This is a genomic window from Curtobacterium subtropicum (assembly GCF_030362975.1).
Taxonomy (GTDB): Bacteria; Actinomycetota; Actinomycetes; order Actinomycetales; family Microbacteriaceae; genus Curtobacterium; species Curtobacterium subtropicum.
Window position 1 is genome coordinate 1 of sequence record NZ_JAUCMM010000016.1, and the last position, 11,881, is coordinate 11,881.

At 71.7% G+C, this 11,881-nt stretch carries 9 protein-coding genes; 3 read left to right on the forward strand and 6 right to left on the reverse strand.

Features of this window, described 5'->3' with window-relative positions; genetic code table 11:
* Nucleotides 1–75 precede the first annotated feature (75 nt).
* The 5 genes from QUG98_RS15575 to QUG98_RS15595 all read right to left on the reverse strand — a co-directional run bounded on the left by QUG98_RS15575 (nucleotide 76) and on the right by QUG98_RS15595 (nucleotide 6,066).
* Nucleotides 76–849, reverse strand: coding sequence for a type 1 glutamine amidotransferase (locus tag QUG98_RS15575; RefSeq protein WP_289471412.1), 774 nt, complete (start codon nucleotides 847–849; stop codon nucleotides 76–78).
* Complete coding sequence (locus tag QUG98_RS15580) at nucleotides 846–2,105, reverse strand: MurT ligase domain-containing protein (RefSeq protein ID WP_289471413.1); 1,260 nt, start codon at nucleotides 2,103–2,105, stop codon at nucleotides 846–848. The genes QUG98_RS15575 and QUG98_RS15580 overlap by 4 nt, the downstream gene beginning before the upstream one ends.
* A 4-nt stretch (nucleotides 2,106–2,109) precedes the next feature.
* Nucleotides 2,110–3,408 carry an RNA polymerase sigma factor gene (locus QUG98_RS15585; protein WP_289471414.1) on the reverse strand — a complete coding sequence of 433 codons (1,299 nt, stop codon included), beginning with the start codon at nucleotides 3,406–3,408 and terminating at the stop codon, nucleotides 2,110–2,112.
* Nucleotides 3,409–3,600: 192 nt separating this feature from the next.
* The gene (locus tag QUG98_RS15590; RefSeq protein WP_289471415.1) at nucleotides 3,601–4,926 is read right to left on the reverse strand and encodes an MFS transporter; all 1,326 of its coding nucleotides are present in this window, start codon (nucleotides 4,924–4,926) and stop codon (nucleotides 3,601–3,603) included.
* A gap of 207 nt (nucleotides 4,927–5,133) precedes the next feature.
* Nucleotides 5,134–6,066 (reverse strand): proteasome assembly chaperone family protein, encoded by a 933-nt coding sequence (locus QUG98_RS15595; RefSeq protein ID WP_289471416.1) that lies wholly within the window; start codon nucleotides 6,064–6,066, stop codon nucleotides 5,134–5,136.
* A 76-nt stretch (nucleotides 6,067–6,142) separates the two neighbouring features.
* Between QUG98_RS15595 and QUG98_RS15600 the strand changes: the two genes are divergently transcribed.
* From QUG98_RS15600 to sucB, 3 genes are all read left to right on the forward strand, one after another.
* Nucleotides 6,143–7,624, forward strand: a complete 1,482-nt coding sequence (locus QUG98_RS15600; RefSeq protein ID WP_289471417.1) for a leucyl aminopeptidase — start codon at nucleotides 6,143–6,145, stop codon at nucleotides 7,622–7,624.
* 153 nt (nucleotides 7,625–7,777) lie between these two features.
* Nucleotides 7,778–9,151, forward strand: coding sequence for a dihydrolipoyl dehydrogenase (gene lpdA / locus QUG98_RS15605; RefSeq protein WP_289471418.1), 1,374 nt, complete (start codon nucleotides 7,778–7,780; stop codon nucleotides 9,149–9,151).
* 73 nt (nucleotides 9,152–9,224) lie between these two features.
* The gene (sucB, locus tag QUG98_RS15610; protein WP_289471419.1) at nucleotides 9,225–10,721 is read left to right on the forward strand and encodes a 2-oxoglutarate dehydrogenase, E2 component, dihydrolipoamide succinyltransferase; all 1,497 of its coding nucleotides are present in this window, start codon (nucleotides 9,225–9,227) and stop codon (nucleotides 10,719–10,721) included.
* Nucleotides 10,722–10,840: 119 nt separating this feature from the next.
* Here sucB and QUG98_RS15615 read toward each other — a convergent pair whose 3' ends face one another.
* Nucleotides 10,841–11,791 carry a hypothetical protein gene (locus QUG98_RS15615; protein ID WP_289471420.1) on the reverse strand — a complete coding sequence of 317 codons (951 nt, stop codon included), beginning with the start codon at nucleotides 11,789–11,791 and terminating at the stop codon, nucleotides 10,841–10,843.
* Nucleotides 11,792–11,881 lie beyond the last annotated feature (90 nt).

The window sequence follows — 11,881 nt, forward strand, 5'->3', positions numbered from 1 at the left end:
TCCGGGGGGGGGGGGGGCCCGCGGCCCCCCCGCCTCCCGTCTGTTCGTGGGCCGCGTCAGTGTTCGTGGGTCGCGTCAGGCGATCCGCTTGAACGCCTTGTCGACGTAGCGGTCGATCGTCGCGCGCGCCTCGCGCGCGTACCGATCGATCGTCGCCGTGCGTTCCGGGGCCGCGGCGTACTCGCGCCCGAGGCGGGCGGTCGCTGCGGACAGCACCGCATCGGTCAGCTGCGGGTTGAGCGGCAGGATCGGGCCCTGCGTGTGCGTCCCGAAGGACGCGCCCGCGACCGCACCCTCGACGGCGGACCCGGCCTGGTTGCCACCACCGGAGACGACGTCGGCGAAGGGCTCGACACCGGCTGCCAGCTCGATCCGCGTCGCGTGGTCCTCGAACCCGGCGAGGCGCTTCGACGCGCCGGCGAGCAGCGGGTAGCGCGTGTCGAGCACGAAGTAGTTCACCCGGCGCTCGGCACCGCGGACGGCTCGCGCGTCGAACACGCCGAAGCCCGCGACCGGCGAGCCCTCGGTGGGGACGACCTCGTTCGTCGCGAGGTCGAAACCACCGCCGACCGCCACGACGGGGACTCCGGCCGCGGCGAACTCGCGGAGCGGCGCCCCGATGCGCGCGACGTCGGCACCGAGCGAGCGCATCGCACTGAGCGGACCGTTGCCCACCACCACGACGTCGGCCGCGGTCGGCAGGTCGTCACCGGGCGCGTACTCGACGACCTCGGTCGGGATGTCCGCCGCCTCGGCACGGCGACGCAGCGCGACGACGTTGCCGCGGTCGCCCGAGACGCCCATCTGACGGGGGTAGACGTGCAGGATGGTCAGCCGGTCGGCCGTCATGCGGTCTTCTCCATGTCGCCGTGGCCCAGGGCCTTGCGGGCGATCATCATGATCTCGTAGTTGACGATGAAGTTCTTCGTGCCCGACGTCGTCGAGCCGAGCTGCTCCATGTACCGGATCGCGGCCTCGACGTCGGGTTCGACACGGCCGATGCGGACACCGGCGTGCTCGAGCGCGATCGCGATCTGCCACGCCTTGTCACCGGAGACGACGTCCACGTGGTCGAGCTTCGAGAAGTCGATGTCGTAGATCCACGAGATGTCCGGCGTGCCCTCGTCGATCGCCATGAGGACCTGCTCCGGGCGATCGGGCAGAGCGTCGAGGTTGAGCTGCAGGCTCGCCGCGTTCTTGAACATCGTGAACTCGGCGGACTCGCCGGCGATGGGCAGCCGCTCGCCGCGGCCGTACGCCGGCTTCATGGTGCCGAAGGCCTTCGTCACGGCGTCGGCACGGAACTGCGCGCCGAGGGCGGCACTCGCGGTCGCGGTCGCAGCAGCTGCGTCCACCGCGTAGTGCAGCCCGCGCGCCGGCAGGCGGACGGGGATGTCCGTGCCGTCGAAGCGGATCGTCGCACCGTCACCCGTGCTGGCGACGACCTCGGACTCCGCCGGGTTCGGCTCACCCGCGGTCCGGTCGAAGTCGTCGGCGTTCTGCAGGCCGTTCGGCGCCGCCGCCACGACCTCGGTGCTCGCGCCGAAGCGGAGCAGCCGCTGCCCGGAGCGGGCCGCGTAGGCGTCGAGGAACTGGTCGTCGCGGTTCGTGATGACGTTGGCCGTCGACAGCGCCGCGGTGTCCAGCATCATCGTCGCGACGCGCTCGGTCTCGAAGAACCGGTAGAGCTGGTCGACCTGCACGTTGAGCATCGTCACCGTCGACGGCGACAGGATGCCGGCGAGCTCGACCGCGAAGGCCTCGTCGACCTCGAGGATGCCGATGTCGGCCTTGAGCCTGCCGGTCAGCGAGACCTCGGAGAGCAGCGCCGAGGCGATGCCCTGCGGCAGGTTCGCGCCCGACGGGTTGGTGAACACGCGGAGGCCGTGCGCGCGGACGATGTCCGAGATCATGTGCGTCGTCGTCGACTTGCCGTTCGAGCCGAGCACGAAGACGACGCCGTTCGGGAACTGCTTCGTCACGTGCTGCAGGAAGTCCGGCACGAGCTTCAGGACGATGTACCCCGGGTAGGCGGATCCGCCGCCCCGCGCACGGGCGAGGGCGCGGAGGATCCGCCCGACCAGGATCGGGATGAGGAAGCGCATCGGCCTACTCGAGGTAGTCGCGGAGCGACTGCGACCGGGACGGGTGGCGGAGCTTCGCCATCGTCTTCGACTCGATCTGGCGGATGCGCTCGCGCGTCACGCCGAACGTGTCACCGATCTGGTCGAGGGTCTTCGGCTGACCGTCACCGAGACCGAAGCGCATGCGGATCACGCCCGCCTCGCGCTCGGAGAGGGAGTCGAGCAGGCTCTCGAGCTGCTTCTGCAGCATCGTGAAGCCCACCGCGTCGGCCGGCACGACCGCCTCGGTGTCCTCGATCAGGTCGCCGAACTCCGAGTCGCCGTCCTCGCCCAGCGGGGTGTGGAGGGAGATCGGCTCGCGGCCGTACTTCTGGACCTCGACGACCTTCTCCGGGGTCATGTCGAGCTCGCGGGCGAGCTCTTCCGGGGTGGGCTCGCGACCGAGGTCCTGCAGCATCTGGCGCTGCACGCGGGCCAGCTTGTTGATGACCTCGACCATGTGCACCGGGATGCGGATGGTGCGGGCCTGGTCGGCCATGGCGCGGGTGATCGCCTGACGGATCCACCAGGTGGCGTACGTCGAGAACTTGAAGCCCTTGGTGTAGTCGAACTTCTCGACCGCACGGATCAGACCGAGGTTGCCCTCCTGGATGAGGTCCAGGAACTGCATGCCGCGGCCGGTGTAGCGCTTCGCGAGCGAGACCACGAGGCGGAGGTTCGCCCCGAGCAGGTGCGACTTCGCGCGCTGACCGTCACGGGCGACCCAGCGGAGCTCGCGCTCCTCGGGCTTGGACAGCCCGGTCGAGTGCTGCAGCTTGTCCTCGGCGAACAGGCCGGCCTCGATCCGCATCGCGAGCTCGACCTCCTGCTCGGCGTTGAGGAGCGCGACCTTGCCGATCTGCTTGAGGTAGTCCTTGACCGGGTCTGCGGTGGCGCCGGTGATGGTCGTCGAGTAGACCGGGGCCTCGTCGTCGTCCGACTGCGAGATGACGAGCGCGCCCGCGGCGACCGCTGCTGCGGCGTCCGGCTTGGCGTCCTTCTCCTCCGACTCGGTCTCGGTGTCCTCGGCGTCGTCCGTCGCGTCGACGGCCTCGTCCACGGGCTCGACGGCCTCGTCGTCCTCGTCCTCGTCGTCGGCCTGCTTCTTGCCGCGCGTGCTGGCCTTCTTCGGCGCGGCCTTCGCGGCGGTCTTCTTCGTGGCGGTGGTCCTGGTGGCGCGCTTCTTCGGCGCAGCCTTCCCCTCGGCCGCGTCGGCGTCGTCCGCCGCGACGGCCTCGGGCTCGGTGTCCTTCGTGGGATCGATCGTCGTGCTCCGGGCAGCCATGCGATCACCTCTCTCGTCGTGCCACGTTCGTGGGGTCGTGGCCTCCCTCGCCGCCCAGGGCCTGGGCCGCGGTCCCCCGCGTCGTCAGGTCCTACCGTTCCGGGCAGCATGAGGACCCATGTCAAGTCCCCCGGCTTCCGCGGCGCGACGAGGCGACGTGGACACGGGGGCCCCGAACGGGTCCGTCCTCCATTATTGCACGGCCTTCTTCCGCAGGCGCGCAACGAGTGCAACCCAGAGCGGCCCCACCCGTATTCCGTCCTGCGCGTGCATGTCGCGGCGGGTCCGCCTGCGGGCGAGCAGCAGCATCACGACGCCGAACCCGACCACCACGTACTGCACGGTGAGCGCCACGCGGAAGTTCTCCCAGGCGAAGACCGTGCGTCCCGTCGCTCCGGAGACGACGTCGAGCAGCGTCCCGATGAGGAACATCATCACGAAGGCGGCCAGGAACCCGCCGACGTTCACGACACCGTTCGCGGAGCCGAGCGACCCGACCGGGTTGAAGCTGCGGGCGAAGTCGAAGCCGATCAGGGACCCGGGGCCGCCGACGCCCATCGCGAGCACGAGCAGCACGAGCAGCCAGGTCGGCGGGTGCCCCGGCCAGAGCAGCACGGCCGTCCAGACAACGCCGAGCGCCAGGACGATGCCGAGCACCAGGTTCGACCGACGGAGCGGGAACCGGGCGCACAGCACGCCGAGCACCGGCCCCACGACGAAGCCCGTGACGACGATCACGGTGAGGAAGGCGGCGGCCTCGGACGGGCTGTAGCCGAGACCGCGCAGCATCGGGACGCCCCAGAGCAGCGAGAACACCGTGCCGGAGGACTGCGTGACGTAGTGGGACCAGAAGCCGAGCTGCGTGCCGGGACGACGGAGCGCGTGCCCGAACGTGCGGAAGGCCCCGCGCCACGAGTGCGGCAGGGGCAGCGGGATGGTGTCGGTGCGCACCGCGACCGGCCCGTTGCGGACGAAGACGACCGCCAGCACGAGGCCGACCAGGCTCGCGGCCGCGGCGACCCCGAACGCCGGGGTCCACCCGGCGGTGTGCAGCAGCACGGCGAACGGGAAGGCCGACAGCACCTGCCCGATCTGACCGAGGTTGCCCGTCCACTGCGAGATCTGCGGCAGGATCCGTCCGGTGAACCACATCGGGACGAGACGGATCACCGAGATGAACGTCATCGCGTCGCCCGCCCCGACGAGCACCCGGCCCGCGATGGCCGGGCCGATGGTCGGCGAGAACGCCACGACCGCCTGCCCGACCACGAGCAGCGCGGCGCCGAGCAGGACGAGCTTCCGCGGACCGACCCGGTCGAGCGCGATGCCGACCGGGATCTGCAGGCCGGCGTAGACGGCGATCTGCACCACGGCGAGCGTGGAGAGGACGGCCGCCGAGACCGCGAAGCGGTCCTGCGCGTCGACGCCGGAGACGCCGAGCGACGATCGCTGCACGACGGCGAGGACGTAGGCCAGGACCGCGACGCCCCAGACGAGGAAGGCACGGCAGGAGTTCACCCGACAAGGCTACCGACGCGCGCCCCGCGCCCGACCCACGCTGTGGAGGACGGGAGGCGCGGTGCGGGCTGTGGAGGAGCCTCCAGGCCGGGCGCGGTGCGGGCGTGCCCCGTCGATGCTCCGTGCGTCGGTGTCGGTCGGCCGACACGGCTGCGTCGGTCGGTCCGTCCGCGCGGCCGGGTCAGTCGCTCGGGTCAGTCGCTCGGTTCAGTCGCTCGGCGCGTCGCCGTCGGAGCGACGGTCGGCCAGGAAGCGCTCGAGCTCGGCAGCGATGGCGTCGGCGGTCGGGACCTCGCCGTCGACGTTCGTCAGGGGCGACGCGACCGGGTTGCCCTCCATGTAGGTGTCGTGCCGTTCCTCGAGCACGCCCACCAGGCGCTGCAGCTCGGGGTTGCCCGCGACCTGCTCGTCGACGCGGGCACGGAACTCGCGGTCCGACTCGCGCAGGGCGTCGGTCGGGAAGATCAGGCCGGTCGCCGCCGAGATGCTGGACAGCGCGGTGACCGCGGCGTCGGGGAACTCGGTGTCACCGAGGTAGTGCGGGACGAGCAGCACGAGTCCGGTGACCTGCTCGCCCAGCTGCGTCAGCCGGTGCTCGACCAGGTGCAGGACGTTCGCGGGCGCCTGGGTCTCCGGCTTCCAGACGCTCATCTGCTCGACGAGGTCGGCACGGGTCCCGGAGACCGTCAGGCTGATCGGACGGGTGTGCGGGACGGGCATCGGGATGGCCTGCAGCCAGGTCGTGTCCGCCACCTGCAGGTGCTCGGCGAGGCCCGTGACCGCGTCGACGAAGCGGTTCCACTGGAAGTCCGGCTCGTACCCGGTGAGGAAGAGGAACGGCTGCCCGAGTTCGTCGCGCACCAGGTGGAGGGCCAGCCGCGGCGGCTCGACGGCGGTGATGTGGTCGTGCTCGAACGTGATGACCGGACGGCGGGCACGCCAGTCGAGCAGGACGTCCGGGTCGAACTCCGCGACCAGCTCGTGCTCGAGGCCGTCGAGGATCGAGGCCGCGACCTGCGCGACGGCGCCGCCCGCGTCCACGAAGCCGGTCAGGCCCGCGACCAGGTGCAGCCCGGCCGGGACGGTCGGTGCGCCGTCGGGAGCGGAGTACAGGTCCTCGGGGTGGTTCACCGTCCCCATGCTAGGCGGCACCCCCGACCGAGCCCGTGCACCGACTCGACGCTCTCGGCGAACACGTGCTGGCTAGGCTTGGCACATGGTCCGACCGACGCTCTCCACCACCACCTCGACCCCCTCCGACGTCGCCGCCGACGTCCTCGTGCTCGGCGTCCGCGCGGGCACCGACGGCGGCTCCCCCGCGGTCGTCCCCTCGGCCACCGGGGCGCTCGACGCCCTCGCCGACCTCGACCTCGGGTCCATCGGCGTCACCGGCGCGAAGGACCAGCTCGTCCGCCTGCCCGGCACCGGCGTCGCCGCCGCCGGCATCGCACTCGTCGGCCTCGGCTCGACGGTCGACGCGGCGTCCCTCCGGGCCGCCGCCGGCAGCGCTGTCCGACAGCTGCCCCAGGTGTCGTCGATCGCCCTCGCCCTGCCCACCGACTCGGCCGAGCTCGTCGACGCCGCGCTCGAGGGCGCGGCACTCGGCTCCTACGCCTTCACCCGCCACAAGGGCACCGGCACGACTGCACCGGCCCGGGGCGACCAGCGCATCGAGGTCGTCGCACCGGCGGACACCGCCGCCGACTCCACCGTCCGCCCGGCGATCGTCGCGGATGCGGCAGCGCTCGTCCGCGACCTCGTGAACACGGCCGCCGGCGACCTCGGTCCCGCGGACGTCGCCGACGTCGCGGTCGCGCAGGCGGAGGGCCTGCCGCTGACCGTCGAGGTCCTCGACGAGCAGCAGCTCGAGGAGCAGGGCTTCGGCGGCATCCTCGGCGTCGGGCGCGGGTCGGAGCGTCCGCCGCGCCTGGTGGTCGTCCGCTACGAACCGGCGTCGGCCGCGAAGCACCTCGCGCTCGTCGGCAAGGGCATCACCTTCGACTCCGGCGGCCTCTCGCTGAAGCCCGCCGCGTCGATGCTCGGCATGAAGACCGACATGACCGGGGCCGCGACCGTGCTCGCCGCGACGATCGCCGCCGCGCGCCTCGGGCTCGACACCAAGGTCACCGCGTGGCTCTGCCTCGCCGAGAACATGCCGTCCGGTTCCGCGACGCGCCCCGGCGACGTGCTGACCCTGAAGAACGGCAAGACCGTCGAGGTCACGAACACCGACGCCGAGGGGCGACTCGTCCTCGGCGACGGCATGGCGGCGGCATCGCTCGAGCAGCCCGACGCGATCGTCGACGTCGCGACGCTCACCGGTGCGCAGGTCGTCGCACTGGGTGACCGCACCACCGGCCTGATGGGCAGCGACGACCTGGTCGCCCGTGTCCGCGCGGTCGCCGACGCCGTGGCCGAGCCGATCTGGCCGATGCCGCTGCCGGAGGAGCTCGACGCGCGCCTCGCCAGCGACGTGGCCGACATGGTGAACGCGACGGTCGGCAACCCGGCCGGCGGCATGCTCCTGGCGGGCAAGTTCCTCGAGCGCTTCGTCGGCGAGGGCATCCCGTGGGCGCACCTCGACATCGCCGGGCCCTCCGAGCACAAGGGCGGCGGGTACGGCTGGCTCGGCAAGGGAGCGACCGGTGTCATGGTCCGGACGCTCATCGGGCTCGCAGAAGAGCTCCAGTCCAGGTAGTAGGTTGGTGTCCGGCGGGCTGCGCACCGACGCGCGTCCGCCGGAACCAGCGGGACGGGACCGGAACCATGCGGTCCGACCGTCGGACGCCGCCGCCGCGGTGTCCAGTGGGGTCCGACCGGGATCCCGACACGCACGAGGGAGTTGCACCAGGTGACGGAACAGACTTACGACGTCGTGGTCCTCGGTGGCGGCAGTGGTGGCTACGCCGCTGCGCTCCGAGCCGCTGAGCTCGGCATGAGCGTCGCGCTCATCGAGGGAGACAAGCTCGGAGGGACCTGCCTGCACCGCGGCTGCATCCCCACCAAGGCGCTGCTCCACGCCGCCGAGGTCGCCGACGCCACCCGCGACGCGGAGAAGTACGGCGTCGTCGCCGAGTTCGCCGGCGTCGAGGTGCCGAAGGTCATCGACTACCAGCAGGGCGTCATCAGCTCGAAGTACAAGGGCCTGCAGGGGCTCGTGAAGGCCCGCGGCATCACCGTCGTCGAGGGCTGGGGCCGTCTGACCTCGCAGAACACCGTGCAGGTCGGCGACCAGACCGTCACCGGCAAGAACGTCGTGCTCGCCACCGGTTCGTACTCGAAGTCCCTGCCGGGCCTCGAGATCGGCGGCCGCGTGATCACGTCCGAGACCGCGCTGAAGATGGACTACGTGCCGAACAAGGTCGTCATCCTCGGTGGTGGCGTCATCGGCGTCGAGTTCGCCAGCGTCTGGAAGTCCTTCGGCGCCGAGGTCACCATCGTCGAGGGCCTCCCCCACCTCATCCCGGCCGAGGACGAGTCGATGTCGAAGCAGCTCGAGCGCGCGTTCCGCAAGCGCGGCATCGAGTTCTCGCTCGGCGTCCGGTTCGACCACGTCGACCAGCACGAGAACGGCGTCGTCGTGACGCTCGAGGACGGCAAGACCTTCGAGGGCGACGTGCTCCTCGTCGCGGTCGGCCGTGGCCCGCTCACGCAGAACATGGGCTTCGACGAGGTCGGCGTCGCGATGGACCGCGGCTTCGTCACCACGAACGAGCGCCTCGCCACCAACCTGCCGAACGTGTACGCCGTCGGCGACATCGTCCCCGGCCTGCAGCTCGCGCACCGCGGCTTCCAGCAGGGCATCTTCGTCGCCGAGGAGATCGCGGGCCTGAACCCGGTCGTCATCTCGGACACGAACATCCCGAAGGTCACCTACTCCGACCCCGAGGTCGCGTCGGTCGGCCTCTCCCAGGCCAAGGCCGAGGAGCAGTACGGCAAGGACAAGGTCGACTTCTACGAGTACAACCTCGCCGGCAACGGTCGCAGCCACATCATCGGGACCTCGGGTGCCGTCAAGGTGGTCCGCGTCGTCGACGGCCCGGTCGTCGGTGTCTCGATGATCGGCGCGCGCGTCGGCGAGCTCATCGGTGAGGCCCAGCTCGCGGTGAACTGGGAGGCGCACCCCGAGGACGTCGCACCGCTCGTCCACGCCCACCCGACGCAGAACGAGGCACTGGGCGAGGCCTTCCTCCACCTCGCGGGCAAGCCGCTGCACGCGCTGTGACGACCACGTCCACCGTGCGCACCGAGACAATGACATCCACCACCACAGCAACCCGCGAACAGGAGCCCACCCGATGAGCGAATCCGTCAACCTCCCGGCGCTCGGCGAGAGCGTCACCGAGGGCACGGTCACCCGATGGCTGAAGAACGTCGGTGACCGGGTCGAGGTCGACGAGCCGCTGCTCGAGGTCTCGACCGACAAGGTCGACACCGAGATCCCGTCGCCGATCGCCGGCGTCGTCGAGGAGATCCTCGTCCAGGAGGACGAGACCGTCGAGGTCGGCACCGCGCTGGTGAAGATCGGCGACGGCTCCGGCTCGGGTTCCGACGGCGGTTCCTCCGACGAGCAGGCCGCTGACCAGGACGCCGCTGCTGCCGAGCAGAGCGAGCCGGAGACGGCTCCGAGCACCGAGCAGGGCGAGGAGCAGAAGGCTCCGGAGCCGCAGCGCGCCGACCCGACCCCGGATGGCCAGACCCAGCCGGCCGCACCGCAGGCGCCGTCCGCTCCCCCGGTCCCGCAGGCCGCCCCGGTGCCGCCGCCCGCCGCTGTCCCGGCAGCGGTCCCGGCTCCGGCCGCCGCCCCGGCCCCGGCCGCCGCGCCTGCGACCTCGGGTGCGACCGCCTCGGCGTCGGTGCCGAACCCGAACCAGGACGCCTCGGCCTCCGGGTACGTCACGCCGCTCGTCCGCAAGCTCGCCAACGAGCAGGGTGTCGACCTGTCGACCGTCACCGGCTCCGGTGTCGGCGGCCGCATCCGCAAGGAGGACGTGCTCGCCGCCGCCGCGAAGGCGTCGTCCGCCGGTTCGTCGGCTCCGGCCGCCGCTGCCGCCGGTCCGTTCGTGGCCGAGACCTCGCCGCTCCGCGGCACCCGCGAGAAGATGTCGCGCCTCCGCAAGGTCGTCGCCGAGCGTGCCGTGCAGTCGATGACCTCGACCGCACAGCTCACCAGCGTCGTCGAGGTCGACGTGACCAAGGTCGCGCAGTTCCGTGACGCGAACAAGGCGGAGTTCCTCGAGAAGACCGGTTCGAAGCTCAGCTTCATGCCGTTCTTCGCCCTCGCGGCCTCGGAGGCGCTCAAGGCGCACCCGAAGATCAACTCCACGGTCGAGGGCGACGAGATCGTCTACCCGGACCACGAGAACGTCTCGATCGCGGTCGACACCGAGCGCGGGCTGCTGACACCGGTCATCAAGGACGCCTCGGGCCTGTCGCTCGCCGACTTCTCGAAGGCGATCGCGGACCTCGCCGAGCGCACCCGCAACAACCAGCTCAAGCCGGACGAGCTCGCGGGCGGCACCTTCACGCTGACCAACACCGGTTCGCGTGGTGCACTGTTCGACACCCCCGTCGTGTTCCTGCCGCAGTCGGCGATCCTCGGCACGGGCATCGTGACGAAGCGCCCGGCGGTCGTCAAGGTCGACGGGCAGGAGGCGATCGCGGTCCGTTCGTTCGTCTACCTGGCGCTGTCGTACGACCACCGGATCATCGACGGTGCGGACGCATCGCGGTACCTCGTCGCGGTGAAGAACCGCCTCGAGGAGGGCAACTTCGGCCCGAACCTCGGGTACTGATCCGACGGCCCGATCCACACCGGACGGCCCCGTTCCCCTCGTGGGACCGGGGCCGTCCGGCGTTCTGGGGGGACCCGTGACCCTCGTGCAACTGCGGCTGTCCGGCGTCCCGGGCTCGGTCAGCGCAGTCGTGTCGCCGCGGTGACGAGGCCGCCGGCGACCACGGCGCCGACCACGACGTGCCGCACCGGCACCCGCCGCCGGTGTCCCGTCGGAACCCCTCGCTCGAGGACGTCGAGCACCACCCGGGTCAGCATCCCGACGACGCCGGTCGGCACGATCGAGTCGACCGGCAGGGCTCCTGCTCCGGTCGGTTCCTCGTCGGGGAACAGCGGTCCCGGTCTGCTCCAGCGCACCGGTCTCGGTGGAGCGGCTCCCACGACGAGGTCGAGCGCACCGGCCACCGCGTCGGCATCCCCGTCACGAGCAGCGTCGAGGGCCGGGTCGAGGGTGCGCCGCGCCTCCGACCGGGAGTCGACACGGTCCCAGACCATCCGGGCGGCCGTCACGAGCCGCCGGGCACCGTCGAGGTCGCGAGGGTGGGACGAACCGGCTTCCGCGTGGGTACTCGGTCCGGCGCATGCGCCGATGCTCGAACGGGCCTGCTCACGGATGATCGAACCGGCTTGCACGCGGGTACTCGGACCGTGCTCCGCACGGGTCTCGGCGCCGGGAGCCGCGGGCGATCCGTCGGTGCAGGCAGCGACCGCCCCGGGAGGGCAGTCGACCACGACGATCGCTCCGATCTCGTCGACCCCGACGGCGCCCTGAGCCACGACGCCGAGCTCGACGGCACCCGATCGTGCCCGCGCGGCGAGTTCGAGCAGGGGCACCGTGAGGGTCACGGCGACGCCCTCGGTCGGGACGCCGAGCACGTCCAGGGTGTCCTCGAGCGACCGGGTCGCCGGGTGCAGCACCTCAGCCGCGAGGTGCCCCTGCGGACACCTGCCGACGCGGGCCACGGGCGCGAGGTGCGGGCCGACGCCCGCCGCGCGGTCCGCGACCCACCTCGAGAACGCGAGCGGATCCCGTGCGCCGCACCACCGGCTGCTGGCTGCTGTCGTGTCCATGGTGACGAGCCTCGCCGAGGTGGGGCAAGCCTCCAGGCCGCGAGGCGGGATCTGTGGAGGACGGCGTTCGCCCACAGCCTGAGGATCGGC

What these genes read in the sequence shown, in the direction of transcription:
- QUG98_RS15575 (WP_289471412.1), bottom strand. Translation starts at nt 849, where the DNA reads ATGACGGCCGACCGGCTGACCATCCTGCACGTCTACCCCCGTCAGATG.
- QUG98_RS15580 (WP_289471413.1), bottom strand. Translation starts at nt 2,105, where the DNA reads ATGCGCTTCCTCATCCCGATCCTGGTCGGGCGGATCCTCCGCGCCCTC.
- QUG98_RS15585 (WP_289471414.1), bottom strand. Translation starts at nt 3,408, where the DNA reads ATGGCTGCCCGGAGCACGACGATCGATCCCACGAAGGACACCGAGCCC.
- QUG98_RS15595 (WP_289471416.1), bottom strand. Translation starts at nt 6,066, where the DNA reads ATGGGGACGGTGAACCACCCCGAGGACCTGTACTCCGCTCCCGACGGC.
- QUG98_RS15600 (WP_289471417.1), top strand. Translation starts at nt 6,143, where the DNA reads ATGGTCCGACCGACGCTCTCCACCACCACCTCGACCCCCTCCGACGTC.
- sucB (WP_289471419.1), top strand. Translation starts at nt 9,225, where the DNA reads ATGAGCGAATCCGTCAACCTCCCGGCGCTCGGCGAGAGCGTCACCGAG.
- QUG98_RS15615 (WP_289471420.1), bottom strand. Translation starts at nt 11,791, where the DNA reads ATGGACACGACAGCAGCCAGCAGCCGGTGGTGCGGCGCACGGGATCCG.